This window comes from Enterobacter sp. PL_is379 (genome assembly GCF_055817355.1).
In genome coordinates this window covers 443880-464373 of sequence record NZ_JBVPGT010000032.1, presented here as the reverse complement: position 1 = coordinate 464373, position 20494 = coordinate 443880, and the positions used below count along the sequence as shown (strand labels likewise).

Sequence of the window (20494 nt, the reverse complement as noted above, 5' to 3'; positions counted from 1 at the left end):
TCTTTTCTTTCACAGGCCTGTGAAAGAAGAAATCTCTCAAAATTTGTTTTCTCCCTCTCCCTGTGGGAGAGGGCTGGGGTGAGGGCATCAGGCCGCACATCCCTTTCAGGAATATTTCTTCGTCCGCCTCGTCGGCGCCGTATTCGCCGGATCGTCCGGCCAGACATGTTTGGGGTATCGCCCCTTCATCTCTTTTTGCACTTCACGGTAGCTTCCCGCCCAGAACGCCCCCAAATCTCGGGTGATTTGTAATGGACGATGCGCAGGCGACAGCAGCTCAAGCACTAACGGCACACGCCCTTCCGCAATGGACGGCGTGGTGGCCTCACCAAACATCTCCTGCATCCGAACCGCCAGCGCCGGCGGATTATCCTCATGATAACGGATGGCAATCCGGCTTCCGGTGGGCACAGTGTAATGCCCTGGCAGTTCACTATCCAGACGTTGACGTAATGACCAGTCCAGTAAATTCTGTAACGCGACCTTAACATCAAGGGCTTTCAGCGCCCGAAGCGAGTGAACACCGTGCATTTGCGGCAGCAGCCAGCGCTCCAGAGAGCCCAGCAATGTCTCATCATCGACTGCGGGCCAGTCATACTCCGGCAGCCAACGTGCAGCACAATGCAGGCGAAGACGATACTGTTCAGCCTCTGGTGACCAGTTCAGCACGCCTAATCCTTTTTCCCGAATGCCGTTCAGCATAGCCTGATGAAGCTCTTCTTCCGACGGCTTCGCCAGCGGCTTCGTCCCGAGCGTCAGTTTCCCAATCTGGCTACGACGAAACGCCTTCAGCGTACCCTGGGCATCATCCCACTCGACGATGTCCGATTGCTGAAGCAGCTGCGGACAGGTACGGGTCAGGGCGTCAATATCTATGGCAATCGCCTGCAGGATACGCGCATCCGGGGAGTGACTCCCCTGCAGCAGGAGCGGCGCAATCAGCCACTCGTGACGCGTCAGCGCATCATCGCTGTCCAGCATCGCCCCCATGCCGTTTGCCAGCTGGTAGCGACCGTCCAGCCCGCGCCGACGCGCAATCCTGTCCGGGAAGGCCTGCGCCAGCAGCCGGGGAATACTCTCACTGTCTGGTACGCCGCCGCGGCTGTTAAGCCGTTTACCGAGCTGCTGCGCCCGCTGCTGCCAGTTCCCCTGGTTGCGCGAAAACGCCTGCCCCAGATCGCTGCTGCTACCGCGCGGCGGCTCCTCAAGGATAGCCGCCAGTTTAGCCGCCGTGGCTATTTCATCGTCCCCCAGCGCGGCCACCAGCATTGCGGCCAGACGCGGATCGTTGCCAAGTGCCGCCATTTTCTGGCCGCGCGCCGTCAGACGTTCGCTTTCCAGCGCGCCAAGCTGGGTCAGCAGATTGCGCGCAGCGGCGAGATTCACGGCAGGCGGAGAATCAAGCCAGGTAAGCTGTCCAGGATCCGGACAGCCCCACTGAAGCAGATCCATCACCAGGCCCGACAAATCACTTTGTAAAATTTCCGGCGTGCTTTGCTGTGCAGCGCGTTCAGCCTGTTCCGCGCTGGTCAAATGCAGGCAGATACCTGGCTCAAGACGCCCCGCGCGGCCCGCGCGCTGCACCATCGACGCCTGGCTAATGCGCTGCGTCAGAAGTTTAGTCAGCCCGGTGCGCGGGTCAAAGCTTGCCACCCTCTCCTGGGCGCTATCCACCACCAGGCGAATCCCTTCAATGGTCAAACTGGTTTCAGCAATGTTGGTTGCCAGCACCACCTTGCGCTGCCCCACCGGGGCCGGAAGGATGGCTTTACGCTGATCCTGGAGCGACAGCGCGCCGTAGAGCGGGCAAAGCAGCACATCGCCGCCTACGCGAGAGGAAAGCTGGTCCTGCACGCGCTGGATCTCACCGACACCCGGCAAAAACAGCAGCAGGGAACCGGGCTCCTGGCGCAGCAGCTCAGCGGTAGCAATGGCGACCGCCTCGTCAAAACGCTGGTGGGAGGGAAGCGGTTGATAGCGGCGTTCTACCGGAAACGCCCGCCCTTCAGAGCTGATGACCGGTGCATCGGGTAGCGCCTGCCGTAGCCGCTCGTTATCCAGCGTGGCCGACATAATCAGCAGCCGGAGATCGTCACGCAGTCCTTGCTGAACGTCCAGCAACAGCGCGAGGGCCAGATCCGCCTGCAGGCTACGCTCGTGGAATTCATCCAGGATCACCAGCCCGACGCCGGTGAGCTCCGGATCGTTTTGCAGCATGCGGGTGAGAATACCCTCGGTGACCACTTCGAGGCGCGTGCTCGGCCCCACGCAGGTCTCGGCGCGCATCCGGTAACCTACCGTTTCGCCCGGTTTTTCATTCAGCAGTTCCGCCAGACGCTGCGCCACGTTGCGCGCGGCAAGCCTGCGCGGCTCCAGCAGGATAATTTTTCCGCTGATGTTCCCGTCTTTCAGAATCTGCAGCGGCAGCCAGGTGGACTTCCCCGCACCCGTCGGGGCATTCAGCAAAACCTGCGGGGCATGATGTAAGGCAGCGAGAAGGTCAGGAAGAACGACGGCAACCGGCAATGAGGACACTAACAGCTCCAGAGGGTTAACATTAGTCGGCGTACATTGTAGCATCGGCGCATATCATTACCGAGTCCTCCGTATGCCTGAGTCGAAACGGCTGTTTTTTGCCATTGAATTGCCCACCGCGATACAGCGTCAAATTGTTCGCTGGCGCGCCGATCGCTTCCCGCCGGAAGCCGGTCGCCCTGTCGCGGCGGCTAACCTGCACCTGACGCTGGCCTTTTTGGGCGACGTCAGTGCCGAAAAGCAGCGGGCGTTAGCCGCAATGGCCGGGCGTATTGCCCAGCCGGAATTTACGCTGCACCTCGACGATGCGGGTCAGTGGCTGCGTTCGCGCGTGGTCTGGCTGGGCACGCGCCAGCCACCGCGCGGATTATTGCAGCTTGCGAACATGCTGCGCGCGCAGGCGGCGCGCAGCGGCTGTTATCAGAGCCCGCAGCCGTTTCATCCACATATCACGCTGCTGCGCGATGCCGGTCAGGCCGTTGCCATCCCGCCGCCGGGTTTTCACTGGGCTTTTCCGGTCAACGGATTCGCGCTTTACGAATCCGTCTTTGCACAGGGACGCACCCGCTATACGCCGCTACAGCGCTGGACGCTGGGCAACACCGAAAGGAATTCTGATGAAGTTTAGTCCTCCCCTGCAGCACGCAACGCTTATCCAACGCTACAAACGCTTCCTCGCCGACGTGATCACCCCCGAAGGGATACAGCTCACCCTGCACTGTCCCAATACCGGTGCCATGACGGGCTGTGCGACGCCGGGTGACAGGGTCTGGTATTCCACATCAGAAAATACTAAACGCAAATATGCCCATACCTGGGAAATGACCGAAACCCAAAATGGGGCATTTATTTGCGTTAACACCCTGCGCGCAAATCAACTGGTTAAGGAAGCGCTGACCCATGGCACCATTCCTGAACTGGTCGGTTATGGTACGCATAAAAGTGAAGTGAAATATGGCGATGAAAGCAGCAGAATTGACTTCATGTTACAGGCGGAAGACAGGCCGGAGTGCTATATTGAAGTGAAATCAGTGACGTTAGCGGAGCAGGAAAATGGCTACTTCCCGGATGCGGTAACGCTACGTGGCCAGAAGCATCTGCGAGAGCTAATGAGTGTTGCGGCGGCGGGCAAACGCGCCGTATTGCTGTTTGCGGTGTTGCATTCAGCCATTGAGCGTTTCTCCCCTGCCCGCCATATTGATCCTAAATACGCGCAATTGTTGAATGAGGCACAAAAGCAGGGGGTAGAGGTTTTCGCTTATAAAGCGGAACTTTCTGCCGATAATATGACTCTGAGATCCTCTCTTCCCATTGTCTTATAAGGGATTAGACGATTGACGATTAAGTGTTCTGGCCGCGTGCGCAAATACGCTTTTCCTCACAGGCTTGTCAAGTGTTACGTTTAGATAATTGCCATCCGGAAAAGCATCTGCTATTTATAGCGACCTGATTTTTCCCCCAACACGGGGATCGATAGTGCGTGTTAAGGAGAAGCAACATGCAAGAAGGGCAAAACCGTAAAACATCGTCCCTGAGTATTCTCGCCATCGCTGGGGTGGAGCCGTATCAAGAGAAGCCGGGCGAAGAGTATATGAACGAAGCCCAGCTGTCGCACTTCAAGCGTATTCTTGAAGCATGGCGTAATCAACTCAGGGATGAAGTCGATCGCACCGTTACTCATATGCAGGATGAAGCTGCTAACTTCCCGGATCCGGTAGACCGTGCCGCTCAGGAAGAAGAGTTCAGCCTCGAACTGCGTAACCGTGACCGCGAACGCAAACTGATCAAAAAGATCGAGAAAACGCTGAAAAAAGTCGAAGACGAAGATTTTGGCTACTGCGAATCCTGCGGTGTTGAAATCGGTATTCGTCGCCTGGAAGCGCGTCCAACCGCCGATCTGTGCATCGACTGTAAAACGCTGGCCGAAATCCGCGAAAAACAGATGGCCGGTTAATACCAGCGCTGTTTACACACTCTAAAGGCGGGAGTCTCTCCCGCCTTGTTACTGTTGATATGTCTGAATCACACTATATTGGGCGCTTCGCGCCATCTCCTTCCGGTGAATTACACTTCGGCTCATTAATTGCCGCGCTCGGCAGCTACCTGCAGGCTCACGCCCGCCAGGGAAAATGGCTCGTCCGCATAGAAGATATTGACCCTCCGCGTGAAGTTCCCGGTGCTGCAGAGACGATTCTGCGTCAGCTGGAACATTACGGTCTTCACTGGGATGATGAGGTTCTGTGGCAGTCAAAACGTCACGAGGCGTATCGGGAACGTCTGGCCTGGCTTCGCGCACAGGGACTTTCCTATAACTGCACCTGCACCCGCGCGCGTATCCAGAGCGCAGGCGGCGTCTATGACGGCCACTGCCGCACGCTTAATCTCCCTCCGGAAAATGCCGCCGTGCGTATCAATCAGCGCTCCCCGGTGACGCGCTTTACCGATTTACTCTCCGGTGAGATTCATGCCGATGAACGTCTGGCGCGTGAGGATTTTATTATTCACCGTCGCGATGGCCTGTTCGCCTATAACCTGGCCGTTGTGGTGGACGATCATTTCCAGGGCGTGACGGAAATTGTGCGCGGGGCGGATCTGGTCGAGCCGACCGTTCGACAAATCTCGCTGTATCACCAGTTTGGCTGGACGGCGCCGGACTACATTCATCTGCCGCTGGCGGTCAATGCGCAAGGCTTTAAATTGTCAAAGCAGAACCACGCCCCGGCCCTGCCAGACGGCGATCCGCGTCCTGTTTTGATCGACGCGCTGCGATTTCTCAACCAGAATGTAACCAACGAATGGCAGGATCTGCGTATTGACGAACTGCTGAAAATGGCCGTTGCCAACTGGACGCTCGCGGCAGTGCCAAAAATCCAGCATTCTCAAATGCGTTGCGCTGAGCTATGATTAGCCGCTTTTTTCATAACAAAACACACTACGAGGTGTACCATTTTTACCCGAGTCGCTAATTTTTGCCGTAAAGTGCTAAGCCGCGAAGAGAGCATGGCGAACGATGCTATTGCACAGCCACACATGTCGGTTATTCCGCGTGAGCAGCACACTATTTCCCGCAAAGATATCAGTGAAAATGCCCTCAAGGTGCTCTATCGACTGAATAAAGCGGGCTACGAGGCCTATCTCGTGGGCGGTGGAGTGCGTGATTTACTGCTGGGCAAAAAACCAAAAGATTTCGACGTGACGACCAGCGCCACGCCTGAGCAGGTGCGCAAATTATTCCGTAACTGTCGTCTCGTTGGCCGCCGTTTCCGTCTGGCTCACGTGATGTTTGGGCCGGAAATTATCGAAGTGGCGACCTTCCGCGGCCACCACGAAGCGGGCGCGTCCGATCGCACCACGTCACAGCGCGGCCAGAACGGTATGCTGCTGCGCGACAATATCTTCGGCTCTATCGAAGAAGATGCCCAGCGTCGCGACTTCACCATCAATAGCCTTTATTACAGCGTGGCGGATTTCACCGTGCGCGATTACGTCGGCGGCATGCAGGACCTGAAAGAAGGTCTGATCCGTCTGATCGGCACGCCGGAAACGCGCTACCGTGAAGATCCCGTGCGTATGCTGCGCGCCGTGCGTTTCGCCGCCAAGCTGGATATGCGCATCAGCCCGGAAACGGCAGAGCCGATCCCGCGGCTGGCGACGCTGATTAACGACGTGCCGCCTGCTCGCCTGTTTGAAGAGGCGCTGAAGCTGCTGCAGGCCGGCCACGGCTTTGAAACCTATAATCTGCTGCGCGAATACAACCTGTTCCAGCCGCTGTTCCCGACCATTACCCGCTACTTCACCGAAAACGGTGACAGCCCAATGGAGCGGATGATTGCGCAGGTGCTGAAGAATACCGATACCCGTATCCGCAACGACATGCGCGTCAATCCGGCGTTCCTGTTTGCCGCGATGTTCTGGTATCCGCTGCTGGAAACGGCCCAGCGCATCACCCAGGAGAGCGGGCTCGCCTATTACGATGCCTTCGCGCTGGCCGCCAACGACGTGCTGGACGAAGGCTGCCGCACGCTCGCCATTCCGAAACGTATTACCACCCTGGTGCGCGACATCTGGCAGCTTCAGCTGCGCATGTCCCGTCGTCAGGGCAAACGCGCCTGGAAGCTGATGGAGCATCCTAAATTCCGCGCTGCCTTCGATCTCCTGTCGCTGCGTGCGGAAATTGAACGCAACCAGGAGCTGCAGCGTCTGGCGCAGTGGTGGGCTGAATTCCAGGTCTCCGCCCCGCCGGAGCAGAAAGATATGCTTACCGGGCTGGATGAAGAGCCGGAACCGCGTCGCCGTCATCGTCGTCCGCGCAAACGCGCGCCGCGTCGTGAAGGGACAGCATGACCCTCGCGTATATCGCCATCGGCAGCAATTTAGCCTCTCCGCTGGAGCAGGTGAATGCTGCCGTACAGGCGCTGGGCGAGATTCCGCAAAGCAAGATCGTGGCGGTCTCCTCGTTCTACCGCACGCCGCCGCTGGGGCCGCAGGATCAGCCCGATTACCTCAACGCCGCCGTGGTACTGGAAACTGCCCTTGATGCCGAAACACTGCTGGACAATACCCAGCGCATCGAACTGCAGCAGGGCCGCGTACGCAAAGCCGAACGCTGGGGACCGCGCACGCTGGACCTCGACATTATGCTGTTTGGTCACGAGACGATTAACACTGAACGTCTCACCGTTCCGCATTACGACATGAAAAATCGCGGGTTTATGCTCTGGCCGCTGTTTGAAGTCGCCCCCGATCTCATCTTCCCGGATGGCACCTCACTTAAGTCCATTCTGGACAACCTCAACGCGGAAAAACCCGCTTGCTGGTGATCGGGTTCCCCTGTCAGTTAGCCTCAAAATAATTGTGGCTAATCGTTTACCTAAAATCATTGTTCCCTCGAATGTTACTGTTAGAATGCGCAAAGATTCGCTTTTGGGCTATCAGGAAACAGTATGAAACCAACCACCATCTCCTTACTGCAGAAATGCAAACAGGAAAAAAAACGCTTCGCCACCATCACCGCGTATGACTACAGCTTCGCCAAACTGTTTGCCGAAGAGGGGATCAACGTCATGCTGGTCGGAGATTCGTTAGGGATGACGGTACAAGGACATGATTCCACCCTGCCGGTGACGGTTGAGGATATCGCTTACCATACCCGCGCCGTGCGCCGTGGCGCCCCAGCCTGCCTGCTGCTTTCCGATCTGCCGTTCATGGCCTATGCCACCCCGGAACAGGCATTCGAAAACGCGGCGGCAGTGATGCGCGCCGGTGCCAATATGGTCAAAATTGAAGGCGGCGCCTGGCTGGTTGATACGGTGAAGATGCTCACCGAGCGCGCCGTGCCGGTCTGCGGCCATTTAGGCCTGACGCCGCAGTCCGTGAATATCTTCGGCGGCTATAAGGTGCAGGGCCGCGGCGATGCAGCCCAGACGCTGCTGGATGATGCCCTGGCGCTGGAAGCCGCAGGTGCCCAGCTGCTGGTGCTGGAGTGCGTGCCGGTTGAGCTGGCGAAACGCATCACCGACGCGCTGTCCATTCCGGTGATTGGTATTGGTGCAGGCAACGTCACCGACGGTCAGATTCTGGTGATGCACGACGCCTTCGGTATCACCGGCGGACACATCCCGAAATTTGCTAAAAATTTCCTCGCCGAAGCGGGCGACATGCGCGCTGCGGTCAGGCAGTATATTGCCGACGTTGAATCCGGTGTTTACCCGGGTGAAGAACACAGTTTCCATTAAGGAGTCTCGTTGTGCTAATCATTGAAACCCTGCCGCTGCTGCGCCAGCATATCCGCCGCGCGCGTCAGGAAGGTAAACGTATCGCACTGGTCCCAACCATGGGCAATCTGCATGACGGCCACATGAAGCTCGTCGACGAAGCCCGCGCGCGGGCAGATATCGTGGTGGTCAGTATCTTCGTGAACCCCATGCAGTTTGACCGCGCCGACGATCTGGCGCGCTATCCGCGCACCCTGCAGGAAGATTGCGAGAAGCTCAAAAAACGCCATGCGGATATCGTCTTCTCACCTGCACCGGCGGATGTTTACCCGCAGGGTACTGAAGAGGCAACCTACGTTGACGTCCCGGGGATTTCCACCATGCTCGAAGGTGCCAGCCGCCCGGGCCATTTCCGCGGCGTTTCCACCATCGTCAGCAAGCTGTTCAACCTGGTACAGCCGGACGTTGCCTGCTTCGGTGAGAAAGATTTCCAGCAGCTGGCGCTGATCCGCAAAATGGTCGCGGATATGGGTTACGATATTGAGATTGTCGGCGTACCGATTGTACGTGCCAAAGACGGTCTGGCGCTCAGTTCGCGAAATGGCTACCTGACCGCTGAACAGCGTAAAATCGCGCCGGGCTTAAGCAAGGTCATGAACACCATGGCGGAGCAGGTTCTGGCAAAAGAGTTGACCGTCGAAGAGATCGTCGCCCTCGCCGAACAGGCGCTGAACGATAAAGGTCTTCGCGCTGACGACGTACAAATTCGTGATGCTGATACGCTGCTGGAATTTACGGAAACCAGCAAACGTGCGGTGATCCTGGTAGCGGCATGGCTTGGCCAGGCTCGTCTGATTGATAATAAAGTGGTTGAGCTGGCGTAGTTCTCGCCCTTGATAATTAAAGGTAAACGTAATGATTCGCAAAATGCTGCAAGGTAAGCTTCACCGTGTGAAAGTCACCCAGGCCGACCTGCACTATGAAGGCTCCTGCGCCATTGACCAGGATTTCCTCGATGCTGCGGGCATCCTTGAAAACGAAGCGATCGATATCTGGAACGTGAATAACGGTAAACGCTTCTCTACCTACGCGATTGCCGCCGAGCGCGGTTCTAAAATCATCTCCGTTAACGGCGCAGCCGCGCACTGTGCAGACGTGGGCGACATTGTGATTATCGCCAGCTTCGTGATGATGTCTGACGAAGAAGCCCGGCGCTGGCAGCCTAAAGTGGCCTACTTCGAAGGCGACAATGAAATGAAGCGCACCGCAAAGGCGATTCCGGTTCAGGTTGCCTGACCTATTCACAGGACTGTTATATTCAGGACAGTCCTGCTCTTTATTTCGCTGTTATCGCGTTTATAATGAAACAGATACATCACCCCCAGCAATAATAAGACTAAATAAACATGAAGAAATATAAGATTCATTATATACAAACATTCATTTTTGTTAGTATTCCTACTATTACGTTCTAATTTTTCTGCTTTTTGGTCATTCCTTTCCACAATATTCACCACCCCTCATCACTCACCTCCTTGATTTTCAATAAAAAACAGCTCAATTTAATTAACCTAAATTCACTCTAAAGTTCTTTTAAATACCAACCCTCAGAAAACAATATTATATTCATTTCGCTTTATGGGAGAAAACCATAATTATCTTGAATAACTTTATTTAATAAATGGATATTGTAAATATGTTTAAGAAAACTGTGTTGGCTGCATCTGTAGCTGTTATGGCAATGGGTTCTGTTTCCGCAATGGCTGCCGATGTTGGCCTGATCACTTTTGACGGTGCTGTTTCTGATACCACTTGCGTTATCACTACGAATAACGGTGTTGATGCAAACAACGTGACCATAACTCTGCCTGTTGTTAAAAAAGCTGACCTCGAAAAAACCACTGTTGATGCTGGCATCGGTTCCAAAGAGTTCGAACTGCATATGAGCCAGTGCCCGGATACACTAACCTCTGCATCCGCAATCTTTACCTCTCAGCAGTTCGCTGATCTGTCTAACGGCACCCTGAAAGCAGACCCAACTGTTGCGGGTCATGCTGACAACGTTGGTCTGGCTCTGTTTAACAACACCAGCGCAAACACCGATCGTATCATGATTGGCCAGCCTGCGAACAATACCCAGGTTGCGACGCTGACTGCTGGCGAAGGCACTCTGGCTTACCGTGTTGCATACGTTCCAGGCGCTGCATGGGTTAAAGGTACTAACGACATCACGTCTGGTAAGGTGAGCAGCAACGTAACCTTCACCATGAGCTACGAATAAGAGTTTATCTCTGATATATGCGCTCACGGATGAGGTGGGCGCATTTTTATTTTAAAGGATTAAAATTATGCGCCCGATTAAAACCTGTCTTACCGCACTGATGTTAAGTGCTGTTTTTTCAGTTTCACATTCAGCATTTGCCGATATTGTTATCTCTGGCACGCGAGTCATTTACCCTGAATCGGCCAAAGATGTGACCGTAAATATGGAAAACCGTGGTAATAAACCACTATTAGTTCAGTCCTGGCTTGATGATGGTCGCGATACTACTAACCCACAAGAGTTAAAGCTGCCGTTTATCGTCACTCCTCCTGTTTCACGTGTTGATCCCGCAAAGGGGCAGACCGTCCGTATTACATGGCTAGGACAGGCAATGGCAAAAGACAGAGAGACCATGTACTGGTTTAACGTACTGGAAGTGCCGCCCAAAGCGAAAGAGGCGGATAGTCAGAACATGCTGCAGTTGGCTTTCCGTACGCGTATCAAGATGTTTTTCCGCCCAGATGGTCTGAAAGGCGACCCGACAACGGCAGCTGCCCAGTTGCAATGGTCTCAGCAGTCTAATGCTTTAATCGCGCGCAATGATTCACCATTCTATGTATCTATTGCCAAAATTGAAACGACCGTGGGCGGTAAGAAAATTGAATTAGAACCTCACGTTGTTGCGCCATTTGCCAGCCAGTCTTATGACCTGAAAACCGCGGTTTCGGCAAAGATTAGTAAAATCACCTTTACGTCAATCAATGATTTTGGCGGTGCAGATAAGCGCGACGCAATCGTCAATTGATTAAAAATAATTATTTGTTCTTTATTATTAGCAGCTAACGGATTAGTAATAGCAATGTTATTTCGCCGCTCATTTCTTTGTATTGCCATATGCACAGCGTTCCAGTCAGCATCTTTTGCCGCTGACAAAACGCCTGCGCCATCTTCTGGTAGTGAAGAGGTCGAATTCAACGATCAGTTCCTGTTTAATACAGGAGCCAATATTGACGTTAGCCGCTTTTCTCGCGGGAATCCCGTTATTCCAGGAACATTTAAAACACAACTCGTTTTGAACGGGCAAAAAAAAATACTCACTGACTTCACGTTTAAAGAAAACGGAACCCCGCGAGCAACGCCTTGTTTTACACCTAAGTTATTGATGCAGATCGGTATTAAAGCCGACGCGCTCAAAAATGTGTTAGGTGACCTGGATTTCGAAGAGGGTAAAGAAGTCTGTATCAATATTAGTGAGGCCTTAACAGGGGCTTCCTGGGACTTCAATGCCGCGACGCAGGAATTAAGCCTGGTCGTACCGCAGGTTTTTGTTGAACGTCGCCCGAATGGTTATGTTGACCCGTCTCTGTGGGAAGATGGTATTACCGCCGGAATGCTCTCTTACGATCTCAACGCGTGGCATTCAGACAGCACCGACGGTGCACGTGATACCGCGTATGCCGGCCTCAAATATGGCCTCAACATGGGCCCGTGGCGTTTGCGCTCACGCGGTACGCTCAACTGGAGCCAGGATGATGGTTCGGATTACTCCAGCCAGGATATTTACCTGCAACGTGATATTACGCCGTTACGCGCCCAGTTATTGTTAGGTGACTCTTTTACCCGCGGCGATACCTTTAACTCCTTCAGCCTGCGTGGCGTGAGAATGTATAACGACGATCGCATGCTGCCAGGGGGGATCTCCACCTACGCCCCGACCATCCGTGGCGTCGCAAAAAGTAACGCCAAAGTGACCGTGACACAAAGCGGGAACAAGATATTCGAATCAACCGTTCCACCGGGAGCTTTTGAACTCAACGATCTCAGCACAACCGGTTACGGGAGTGATTTGGTTGTTACCATCGAAGAATCGGACGGAAGTACTCGCACATTTTCCGTGCCCTACTCTTCCGTAAGTCAAATGCTTCGCCCGGGCTATAGCCGCTGGGATATCGGCGTCGGCGAACTTAACGATGACAGTCTTCGCGATAAGCCGCGTCTGGGTTATGCCACAGGCTATTACGGGATAAACAACACCTTTACCGGCTACACTGGCTTCCAGTATATGGACACGGGTTACTTATCTGGATTGATCGGGATCGCCATGAACACCCCGATCGGAGCCTTTGCACTGGATGTCACCCATTCTGATGCTAATATCGACGGTCTCGATAACCTGAGCGGCCAGAGTTATCGCGTCTCCTGGAGCAAACTGCTTACCGATACCAACACCTCGTTTAACGTGGCGGCCTATCGCTTCTCAACGCAGAACTATCTGACGCTGAATGACGCGGCATCACTGGCGGATGACGTGAAATATCGCGATAAATCACGTAACCCCGACCATACGAACGAAGATGTGTACAACAGCTTCCAGCGTATGAAAAACCAGGTGCAGGTCAACATCAGCCAACCTTTGTCATCCGGCAAGGAGAACTACGGCTCGTTATATATCAGCGGCAGCTGGCAGGATTACTGGACTGATTCCAGCTCAACATCTCAGTATTCGATGGGTTACAACAGCTCATTCTGGCTGGGTAGTTATAGCGTCTCATTACAGCGCAGCTACGATGCATATGGCGCAAAAGATGACAGCGTCTACGTGAACCTCAGTATCCCTCTGGAAAACCTGTTTGGTCACGGCAAACATCCAGGCGGTTTCTCCAGCGTGAACATGAGCGTGAACTCAGATTTCAAAGACAGTTCGGCGTTTAACACCAGCGCAAATGGCAACTCCGACGATTACCGTTTCAGCTACAGCGTCAATACCAGTACCAGCCATGCCGACAGCGGCGATCTCAACCAAATAGGCGGCTATGGCAGTTACAGCAGCCCATATGGTCCCTTGAGCTTATCTGCCTCTGCCTCTGATGACAGCAGCCAGCAGTACTCTCTGAGCTACAGCGGAGGAATGCTGGTGCACTCAGGCGGCATTACATTGGCTCCAGGCAGCATTGGCGACACCGATACACTGGCGCTGGTAAGCGCGCCTGGGGCGAAAGGGGCCCAGCTGACGGTAGGGGACGGCGTTATTGGAAGTTCAGGTTACGCAATCATGCCTTATCTGTCGGCTTACCGTGAGAACACCGTCGGGATTGATATTGCCAGACTGGAATCAGACGTGGAAGTCAAAAACACCAGCACAGTTGCCGTGCCGCGCAGCGGCGCCATTGTTCGCGTGGATTTCGAAACCGACCAGGGACGCTCAATGCTGCTGGACCTGCATCGTTCTGACAACGGTTTTATTCCGCTGGGGGCAGATGTCCAGAACGATAAAGGCCAGTCCGTCGGTTCCGTTGGCCAGGCAGGCCAAGCATATGTGCGTGGTATCGACGATCGCGGCACGTTACGTGTTGTCTGGGGAAGCGAGGCAAACAGCACCTGTACTGTGACCTATAACACCACCTCATCTACCCGGAAAGTGGGTCTGACAACCATGCTGGATAACCAGTCCTGTCAGATGTAATCGTTTTATAACATGGAGTTATTTTTAATGAAGAAAACAAGCCTTTGCGCAGTAGTTCTGCTGGCCTTAAGCGCGCAAGCCATGGCTGGCAGCACCAGTCTGGACGTGACCTTCACCGCCACGCTGCGTGAAACGACCTGCGATATGGCCATTGAAGGCGGAACGGGTGATGGTCAAAAAAACACCATTCCGATTGGTGCCGCAGGTAAAACGTCGCTGGCTGATATTAGCAGCGGAGCAGATACAGCGAGCACCACATTCAAGCTGAAAATCATTGAATGTCCATCCAGCCTTGCAGGATTGAAAACCACCATTGCGGGCAGCCAGTCCGCCAATATGGTTACAGCGATTGCAAACACAGCGTCTGTAACACCTGCTGCCAACATGGGGGTTTCTATTGCTCGCGTCTCTGCACCAACAGCACCGTTTACCATCAACTCAACAGTAGATGCAGAACGTCTGGTATGGACAGGAGGAGAGATCAGCGGCCAGGAAGTTCCCCTGATAGCGCGTCTGGTTGAAACAAAAGCAGGCGAGGCAACAACCGGCAGCTTCAGTGCAATTGCCACATTTAACTTTGAATATCAATAAGCGGAAGGAAACGCGACAATGAACAAAAAATCTTCCACTCTGATTGCGCTGGCCGTTTCCACCGGTCTGTTTAGCGTTGCAGCAAGTGCAATCACCGGCACCACAAACGTGCAGGCGACGTTTACCTCTACCATTGAAGCCGGTACCTGTTCGGCACAAATCCAGAATGCTGGCGGTCAGCCGATCAGCACCCTGGCCTTTGGCGATGTCTTCAAGTCAGACCTTGTTGCCCAGACCCGCAGCGAGCCGTTTAAAATTGCCTTCAGCGGTTGCGCTGGTGTGAAATCGGCAACCATAACCGCGACGCCAGGTACAGGGGGAGGATGTTCCGGCGGAAATGCGGATGGCGATTCTTTCGCTGCCGGTCACTCCACTGGCTTTGAAGTCTGGAAAGGTAGTGTAGATAACGGCACGTTGATGATCTGTGATAACGCCAGAAGGATGCCTCAGACGGTTACAATCAGCAGTTCAACGACGAATGTTGATATGACGGCTCGAATCGTCCTGGCCAAGGGCAAAACTATCAGCCAGGTAACGCCAGGTGAAGCCAGCGCACCCGTTACTTTTCTCGTGACCTATCAGTAATTAAGTACAGGGGCAGTACCGCGATGACCAAAATAACGAACAATCATGTCCTGGGAAGTCTCCTGGTGATAGCAGGACTCATGAGCGTAAGCTGGTCTGCCCCATGTCTGTCTGAAGAGACAGGCATGGACATTACGCTCAGTGCCAATATCATTGAAACCACCTGTCAGGTGTCGATTCCCGAGGATGGACAAGTCCATCTGCCAACGGTGGGCAAAAGCTGGTTTTACAACACAGATGGAAGTTCACGTCTGCAGCCAACAGATGCGGATTCCGGCACGGCATTCACGGTAAAAATTGACAGCTGTCTGGGTGCCGGAACCAGTGTGAATACCCTTAACTTCAGCTTTCAACCTCAGAGCAAGCAGTTTCCTGCCGGAAGCCGGCAGGTATTCATCAACGAAACCAGCCCTGCCGAAGGCGGCGCTGGCAACACCGGTATTGTTATCTTTTCAAAAGAGCTCAATACCAACGTGCTGAATTCTGATGGCAGTTCCAGCGTCGCGCTAACTGCCAAATCAGAGTGGGCAACAGAATATGATTTCTATGCCCGTTTGCAAAATACCGGTCCGGTAACCGCAGGGACAGTGGCCAGCCGAGTCGTCGTGAATGCGACATATAATTAAATGGAACAGGCAAAGTTATCTATATGAAATTAAATGGATTTTCAGCAAAAGCAATCCTGATAAAAATCGCTGTTATAGCCTTGCTGTTGGTACAGGGCTATGCGAGGGCCGAATGTCACTTTGGCGCGCGTGGCGAGGGAGGCTCATCCACTATCGTGAATACAATAGCCGGTTCACCAGTCTACTTTAGTCCTGTACCCCAGGGACAATTCCCCAGTGGTGGGTATGAAATAGGCGGCCCTTACAATGCCAGCCTCACCCCTGCACTATGGTCTGACTGTGACAGTGGTAATGATGGCGATCAGATGTCTAACATCGTCTATGATGCCATTGGTGGTGTAGACGGTGATATGTGGCCAACCAATGTTACGGGTATTTACTACGCGGTCAGGATCTACTCTGATAATAACCCGGGTTCCTATTTTCAGGCCACAATGAATGGCCAATGGCAAGATTTGCCCGTGCACGCTGGCGCGGCAAGTCACGACTGGAAAGCACAAATTAAGCTGATTCAAACCAGCGAGTATCTCGGTAACCCTACGGGCATAACCATGATTACACCTAAGGAAGCGAAAAGAATCGGCGGCATGTCAATTGGTGGCCATACAGACTCGGATAACCAACCCTGGTGGTTTGATGTCACTCCCGCAACGTTCAGTATCCCTATTGCCGCGTCAACGTGCCAAACGGCCGTCGTTAACAACGGTACAAATAATGTCGATTTCGGTGAAATCATGTTTTCAACAATGAGAGACGGGTACTACCCATCTCAGACTTTTAATTTACAGCTCAGGGGCTGTAATAATGTAGTCGCAATAAATTATCGGGTTTCATCTTCCAAAGTCACAGGTACTACCCCTGGACAGATCTTGATAAATACATTGTCAGGTCCAGATGTCGCTGCCGGGATTGGCGTATCTATTGCTCAGAAATTTTCTGCAAACCCAAGCGGTCATGGCGAACCCTTTATCAATGACCCAAACTATATTTACGTGCCGTTACCCGAAGTCGGCTCTAGTGCCAGTAACGATCTTCCTTTCCAGGCATCGTTAAGAAAAGACGGAGCAGAGCTTAGACCTGGTAACTTTGTTGCCCTCGCTACCTTTACGATTAATTATCTGTAAACTACCCCTGCGGCTGATTGCTGATCAGCCGCGACATCGTCTCCAGCGAATCCGTTCTTAAGATATACAGGCGCTTCAGTAAGAACGGATTATCCCCCGGCTTGACCTTCCCGCGTACCGTCGTCACCGCCAGATGAAACCCGGCGTCATTCGCGGCTTTAATCGCCTTATCGTCGTAGCCGCCGAACGGATACGAGAGGTAAAGCACGTGCGGGTTAAACTGCGCCAGGTCCCTGCGCGAGCGCTTAAAATCAAACAAAATATTGTGATAGCTGCGGCTCAGTAAAATGGGCTGATGGTTGTCGTCGACGCGGTGCAGGAAGTGCGTGTGGGACTGATAGTCGAACACGTCATGCATCTGCTCCAGCTCCGACACGCTCATAAACTGCAGGGATTTCGGCGCCCATTTTTGCGGATGGCGCTTGATGCGCGACGAGATAATAAACTCCGTCGCCTTAAAGCCATACGCTTTGAGGATCGGGTAAGCATAGCGGTTAACGGACTTCAGGCCGTCGTCGAAGGTAATCACCACCGATTTCGCCGGCAGATTCATTTTGTTACGCACATACCCTTCCAGCTGGTACATCGTCAGTGTGGTGTAGCCCTGATCGCGCAGCCAGGTCATCTGGTTGCTGAAGGCCCGCACGCTGGTGGTCGTGGAGGTATGGCGGAAACGGGTGTTCTCCTCGTCGCGCAAAATATGGTGATAGGTAATGACCGGAATACCATTATCTTCCTGCGCGTCCAGGCTGCTGATCCACGCCAGGCGGTTGCCGATGCGGATCTGGAACCAGGTCTGATTTAGTCGATCTTTAAGCTTGTTCAGGATCGGATAGCGCAGATTGCTGCTCAGGGTGCCGAAGGGTGCGCTACCGTTGTTCGGGGCGTTATAAACGGGTGTGTCTTTCCACGTTATCAGGTTTTGATTGCTCAGCGGTTTATTCAGATCTCCCAGCCCATCCTCGACGCGCTGTTTACCCTGCACCGGCTCCAGGTGTCCCTTGTCGATAAATCCCGTGCCAAATCCGAAGCGAAATTCATAGTAGTCCGCCGCCGCAGGCACCACCGCAAGGATCTGCCCTGCCCGCACGTTGCCGACGTTAATAACGCTGTTGCCGACCTGCGCCCAAATCGCCGCATCTTCGGTGGTTTGCATATATTGAGCAGGCAGTCTTTGCTGACTTAATAAACTGGCAGAAGAAGTGCCGGACACGAACATCAACAACAGAAAAACAATACGCGTGAACATGAGGGGTCTTATTCGAAGCGGAAATACTTATGCCATTGTAGCAAAAGCGACATCAATACCAACGTTTAATTCTTATACAGATCATGGAGCAGGACGAAAGGAGGATTTTTTTGCTGCTGATGCCACAAGCTGCTGACGTCCGGCGCACCCTGCTCGACGATAGCGTTCCGGAACCCGGCGCTGGTTAACGTTTCACGCTGCGGATACATCGCTTCAAGTAATGGAAGGCTGATGCCCGAGATCACCTCACAGCAATCATGCTTATGGCTCAGCAAAGCGGCTGCGCGGTAAGGCGCCGCGCCCGATTTATCGGTCAAAAAAATGACGCCATCACCGGTGTCCGTTTCATGCAGGGCATCGCACATCATGCGGCTCAGCATATTGGTGCTCAACCCGCGCCAGTAATTTACCGCCCGGCATTGCGCCAGCGGGCCAAATCTGGCTTCAAGCTTGTCCAGCATGTCCTGCGCCCGTTCATCGTGGCAGGTGATAACCCATCCCAGCATAACTCTCTCCTTAGCAGGCAAGTAGTTTAGCTGAGTGAAGGTTAGCTTTCGGTGATAACTGTCAAAGAAAGTGCCCGGCAAACAGAATGTCGCCGGGCAAAAGATTAGCTGCGCAGACCGCGCCCGCGCTGGATCAGATACCAGCACAGCAGGTAGAAGGCGATGATGAACACCACCAGCACCGCCACCGTGGTAAACAGCGGCACGTCAGTGATACCGAGGAAGCCAAAACGGAAGCCGCTGATCATGTAGACAATCGGATTCAGGTGCGACAGCGCCTGCCAGAACGGTGGCAGCAGCGTCAGGGAGTAGAACACCCCGCCAAGATAGGTCAGCGGCGTCAGCACGAAGGTCGGGATCAGGCTGATGTCGTCAAACGTTTTGGCGAACACGGCGTTCAGCAGACCGGCCAGCGAGAACAGGATCGCCGTCAGGAGCAGCGTCAGCGCGACGAACAGCCAGGAGTGCACCTGGAACGGCACGAAGAACAGCGAAATCGCCGTGACCAGGATCCCCACGCACAGCCCGCGCGCCACGCCGCCGCCGACATAGCCGGCGATAATGACGTGCGTCGGTACCGGCGCCACCAGCAGCTCTTCGATGTTGCGCTGGAACTTGGCGCTGAAGAATGACGACGCCACGTTGGCATAGGCGTTGGTGATCACCGCCATCATAATCAGACCCGGCACAATAAACTGCATATAGGTAAAGCCGTGCATCTCACCAATCCGGGAACCAATCAGGTTACCGAAGATGATGAAATAGAGCGTCATCGTGATGACCGGCGGCACCAGGGTTTGCACCCAGATGCGCATGAAGCGGTTAATCTCTTTCGCCCAGATGCTTTTCAGCGCGACCCAGTAAAGATGCGTCATGCCTTGTCTCCTTGTTTATCCTGCACCAGAGAGACAAACAGCTCTTCCAGTCGGTTCGCTTTGTTACGCATGCTTAAGACCTGAATCCCCTGCGCGCTCAGCTGTGAGAACACGCTGTTGATGCCCTGCTCGCGCAGCACTTCCACTTCCAGCGTCGAGGTATCGACAAGACGATACTGATACCCTTCCAGCTTCGGCAGTGGACTTTTTGCCGCCAGATCGAGAATGAAGGTTTCTGATTTCAGCTTGGAGAGCAGGTTTTTCATCGAGGTGTTTTCCACCAGCTCGCCGTGCTGAATGATGCCGATGTTGCGGCACAGCATTTCAGCCTCTTCAAGGTAGTGGGTGGTCAGAATAATGGTGGTTCCCTTGTCGTTGAGATCTTTCAGGAAGCCCCACATGGAACGACGCAGTTCAATATCGACACCCGCCGTCGGCTCATCAAGGATCAGCAGCTTTGGCTCGTGCATCAGCGCGCGGGCAATCATCAGGCGGCGCTTCATCCCGCCGGACAACATCCGCGCGCGTTCGTTACGCTTTTCCCACAGATCGAGCTGCTTAAGGTACTTTTCGCTCCGCTCCAGGGCCTCTTTACGCTCGACGCCGTAATAACCCGCCTGGTTAACGACGATCTGCTGCACCGTCTCAAACGGGTTGAAGTTGAACTCCTGCGGCACCAGACCCAGCTGGCGCTTGGCGTTCACCACATCTTTTTGCAGGTCGTAACCAAAGACGCTCACCCGGCCGGATGTTTTATTGACCAGCGAGCTGATAATCCCAATGGTGGTCGATTTCCCCGCCCCGTTCGGCCCCAGAAGCGCATAAAAATCACCGGCCTCTACTTTTAGATCTATTCCGCGCAGCGCCTGAACGCCGCCCGGATAGGTTTTTTTAAGCTGCTCAAGCTCCAGTGCAATTGCCATGAAATTAACTTACCTTCCGTTCTGACACACGTTGTGTGGT

The 20494-nt window shown here is 53.9% G+C and carries 21 protein-coding genes; 16 read left to right on the top strand and 5 right to left on the bottom strand.

Annotated features, from left to right (window positions below; translation table 11 throughout):
- Nucleotides 1-105 precede the first annotated feature (105 nt).
- Nucleotides 106-2535 (bottom strand): ATP-dependent helicase HrpB, encoded by a 2430-nt coding sequence (gene hrpB / locus AC0TOY_RS21020; protein ID WP_473722495.1) that lies wholly within the window; start codon nucleotides 2533-2535, stop codon nucleotides 106-108.
- 73 nt (nucleotides 2536-2608) lie between these two features.
- Between hrpB and thpR the strand changes: the two genes are divergently transcribed.
- From thpR to AC0TOY_RS20940, 16 genes are all read left to right on the top strand, one after another.
- Entirely contained in the window at nucleotides 2609-3163 is a 555-nt protein-coding gene (gene thpR, locus AC0TOY_RS21015) for an RNA 2',3'-cyclic phosphodiesterase (RefSeq protein ID WP_032649754.1), read from the top strand.
- The gene (sfsA, locus tag AC0TOY_RS21010) at nucleotides 3153-3857 is read left to right on the top strand and encodes a DNA/RNA nuclease SfsA (protein ID WP_024907500.1); all 705 of its coding nucleotides are present in this window, start codon (nucleotides 3153-3155) and stop codon (nucleotides 3855-3857) included. Before thpR ends, sfsA begins: the two co-directional genes overlap by 11 nt.
- 176 nt (nucleotides 3858-4033) lie before the next feature.
- Complete coding sequence (dksA, locus tag AC0TOY_RS21005) at nucleotides 4034-4489, top strand: RNA polymerase-binding protein DksA (RefSeq protein ID WP_001155232.1); 456 nt, start codon at nucleotides 4034-4036, stop codon at nucleotides 4487-4489.
- A 59-nt stretch (nucleotides 4490-4548) separates the two neighbouring features.
- On the top strand, nucleotides 4549-5439 hold the full coding sequence (gene gluQRS / locus AC0TOY_RS21000; RefSeq protein ID WP_370884236.1) for a tRNA glutamyl-Q(34) synthetase GluQRS: 891 nt from the start codon (nucleotides 4549-4551) through the stop codon (nucleotides 5437-5439).
- A 42-nt stretch (nucleotides 5440-5481) separates the two neighbouring features.
- Nucleotides 5482-6879, top strand: a complete 1398-nt coding sequence (gene pcnB / locus AC0TOY_RS20995; RefSeq protein WP_073961632.1) for a polynucleotide adenylyltransferase PcnB — start codon at nucleotides 5482-5484, stop codon at nucleotides 6877-6879.
- Entirely contained in the window at nucleotides 6876-7355 is a 480-nt protein-coding gene (folK, locus tag AC0TOY_RS20990; protein ID WP_473722493.1) for a 2-amino-4-hydroxy-6-hydroxymethyldihydropteridine diphosphokinase, read from the top strand. The genes pcnB and folK overlap by 4 nt, the downstream gene beginning before the upstream one ends.
- Before the next feature lie 123 nt (nucleotides 7356-7478).
- Nucleotides 7479-8270, top strand: coding sequence for a 3-methyl-2-oxobutanoate hydroxymethyltransferase (panB, locus tag AC0TOY_RS20985; protein WP_008501941.1), 792 nt, complete (start codon nucleotides 7479-7481; stop codon nucleotides 8268-8270).
- A gap of 11 nt (nucleotides 8271-8281) precedes the next feature.
- Nucleotides 8282-9133 carry a pantoate--beta-alanine ligase gene (gene panC, locus AC0TOY_RS20980; RefSeq protein WP_024907496.1) on the top strand — a complete coding sequence of 284 codons (852 nt, stop codon included), beginning with the start codon at nucleotides 8282-8284 and terminating at the stop codon, nucleotides 9131-9133.
- 31 nt (nucleotides 9134-9164) lie between these two features.
- Nucleotides 9165-9545 (top strand): aspartate 1-decarboxylase, encoded by a 381-nt coding sequence (gene panD / locus AC0TOY_RS20975; protein ID WP_003856284.1) that lies wholly within the window; start codon nucleotides 9165-9167, stop codon nucleotides 9543-9545.
- 400 nt (nucleotides 9546-9945) lie between these two features.
- Entirely contained in the window at nucleotides 9946-10530 is a 585-nt protein-coding gene (locus AC0TOY_RS20970) for a fimbrial protein (protein ID WP_048990228.1), read from the top strand.
- Between the two features lie 100 nt (nucleotides 10531-10630).
- The gene (locus tag AC0TOY_RS20965; RefSeq protein WP_370884260.1) at nucleotides 10631-11317 is read left to right on the top strand and encodes a fimbrial chaperone; all 687 of its coding nucleotides are present in this window, start codon (nucleotides 10631-10633) and stop codon (nucleotides 11315-11317) included.
- A gap of 54 nt (nucleotides 11318-11371) precedes the next feature.
- The gene (locus AC0TOY_RS20960) at nucleotides 11372-13975 is read left to right on the top strand and encodes an outer membrane usher protein (protein WP_473722491.1); all 2604 of its coding nucleotides are present in this window, start codon (nucleotides 11372-11374) and stop codon (nucleotides 13973-13975) included.
- Nucleotides 13976-14002: 27 nt separating this feature from the next.
- Nucleotides 14003-14566: a fimbrial protein gene (locus AC0TOY_RS20955; RefSeq protein WP_231103404.1), complete on the top strand. Its 564-nt coding sequence runs from the start codon at nucleotides 14003-14005 to the stop codon at nucleotides 14564-14566.
- A gap of 18 nt (nucleotides 14567-14584) precedes the next feature.
- Nucleotides 14585-15151, top strand: a complete 567-nt coding sequence (locus AC0TOY_RS20950; protein WP_290094478.1) for a fimbrial protein — start codon at nucleotides 14585-14587, stop codon at nucleotides 15149-15151.
- A gap of 23 nt (nucleotides 15152-15174) precedes the next feature.
- Complete coding sequence (locus AC0TOY_RS20945; protein ID WP_073961633.1) at nucleotides 15175-15777, top strand: fimbrial-like protein; 603 nt, start codon at nucleotides 15175-15177, stop codon at nucleotides 15775-15777.
- A gap of 23 nt (nucleotides 15778-15800) precedes the next feature.
- Nucleotides 15801-16901, top strand: coding sequence for a fimbrial protein (locus AC0TOY_RS20940; protein WP_048990218.1), 1101 nt, complete (start codon nucleotides 15801-15803; stop codon nucleotides 16899-16901).
- A 1-nt stretch (nucleotide 16902) separates the two neighbouring features.
- Here AC0TOY_RS20940 and AC0TOY_RS20935 read toward each other — a convergent pair whose 3' ends face one another.
- From AC0TOY_RS20935 to AC0TOY_RS20920, 4 genes are all read right to left on the bottom strand, one after another.
- The gene (locus AC0TOY_RS20935; protein ID WP_267215235.1) at nucleotides 16903-18150 is read right to left on the bottom strand and encodes a polysaccharide deacetylase family protein; all 1248 of its coding nucleotides are present in this window, start codon (nucleotides 18148-18150) and stop codon (nucleotides 16903-16905) included.
- 65 nt (nucleotides 18151-18215) lie between these two features.
- Nucleotides 18216-18656 (bottom strand): PTS sugar transporter subunit IIA, encoded by a 441-nt coding sequence (locus AC0TOY_RS20930; protein WP_267215236.1) that lies wholly within the window; start codon nucleotides 18654-18656, stop codon nucleotides 18216-18218.
- 104 nt (nucleotides 18657-18760) lie between these two features.
- Complete coding sequence (locus AC0TOY_RS20925; RefSeq protein WP_023334536.1) at nucleotides 18761-19531, bottom strand: ABC transporter permease; 771 nt, start codon at nucleotides 19529-19531, stop codon at nucleotides 18761-18763.
- Complete coding sequence (locus AC0TOY_RS20920; RefSeq protein ID WP_008501946.1) at nucleotides 19528-20454, bottom strand: ABC transporter ATP-binding protein; 927 nt, start codon at nucleotides 20452-20454, stop codon at nucleotides 19528-19530. Before AC0TOY_RS20920 ends, AC0TOY_RS20925 begins: the two co-directional genes overlap by 4 nt.
- Between the last annotated feature and the right edge of the window lie 40 nt (nucleotides 20455-20494).

What these genes read in the sequence shown, in the direction of transcription:
- thpR (WP_032649754.1), top strand. Translation starts at nt 2,609, where the DNA reads ATGCCTGAGTCGAAACGGCTGTTTTTTGCCATTGAATTGCCCACCGCG.
- sfsA (WP_024907500.1), top strand. Translation starts at nt 3,153, where the DNA reads ATGAAGTTTAGTCCTCCCCTGCAGCACGCAACGCTTATCCAACGCTAC.
- dksA (WP_001155232.1), top strand. Translation starts at nt 4,034, where the DNA reads ATGCAAGAAGGGCAAAACCGTAAAACATCGTCCCTGAGTATTCTCGCC.
- gluQRS (WP_370884236.1), top strand. Translation starts at nt 4,549, where the DNA reads ATGTCTGAATCACACTATATTGGGCGCTTCGCGCCATCTCCTTCCGGT.
- folK (WP_473722493.1), top strand. Translation starts at nt 6,876, where the DNA reads ATGACCCTCGCGTATATCGCCATCGGCAGCAATTTAGCCTCTCCGCTG.
- panB (WP_008501941.1), top strand. Translation starts at nt 7,479, where the DNA reads ATGAAACCAACCACCATCTCCTTACTGCAGAAATGCAAACAGGAAAAA.
- panD (WP_003856284.1), top strand. Translation starts at nt 9,165, where the DNA reads ATGATTCGCAAAATGCTGCAAGGTAAGCTTCACCGTGTGAAAGTCACC.
- AC0TOY_RS20970 (WP_048990228.1), top strand. Translation starts at nt 9,946, where the DNA reads ATGTTTAAGAAAACTGTGTTGGCTGCATCTGTAGCTGTTATGGCAATG.
- AC0TOY_RS20965 (WP_370884260.1), top strand. Translation starts at nt 10,631, where the DNA reads ATGTTAAGTGCTGTTTTTTCAGTTTCACATTCAGCATTTGCCGATATT.
- AC0TOY_RS20960 (WP_473722491.1), top strand. Translation starts at nt 11,372, where the DNA reads ATGTTATTTCGCCGCTCATTTCTTTGTATTGCCATATGCACAGCGTTC.
- AC0TOY_RS20955 (WP_231103404.1), top strand. Translation starts at nt 14,003, where the DNA reads ATGAAGAAAACAAGCCTTTGCGCAGTAGTTCTGCTGGCCTTAAGCGCG.
- AC0TOY_RS20950 (WP_290094478.1), top strand. Translation starts at nt 14,585, where the DNA reads ATGAACAAAAAATCTTCCACTCTGATTGCGCTGGCCGTTTCCACCGGT.
- AC0TOY_RS20945 (WP_073961633.1), top strand. Translation starts at nt 15,175, where the DNA reads ATGACCAAAATAACGAACAATCATGTCCTGGGAAGTCTCCTGGTGATA.
- AC0TOY_RS20940 (WP_048990218.1), top strand. Translation starts at nt 15,801, where the DNA reads ATGAAATTAAATGGATTTTCAGCAAAAGCAATCCTGATAAAAATCGCT.
- AC0TOY_RS20935 (WP_267215235.1), bottom strand. Translation starts at nt 18,150, where the DNA reads ATGTTCACGCGTATTGTTTTTCTGTTGTTGATGTTCGTGTCCGGCACT.
- AC0TOY_RS20930 (WP_267215236.1), bottom strand. Translation starts at nt 18,656, where the DNA reads ATGCTGGGATGGGTTATCACCTGCCACGATGAACGGGCGCAGGACATG.
- AC0TOY_RS20925 (WP_023334536.1), bottom strand. Translation starts at nt 19,531, where the DNA reads ATGACGCATCTTTACTGGGTCGCGCTGAAAAGCATCTGGGCGAAAGAG.
- AC0TOY_RS20920 (WP_008501946.1), bottom strand. Translation starts at nt 20,454, where the DNA reads ATGGCAATTGCACTGGAGCTTGAGCAGCTTAAAAAAACCTATCCGGGC.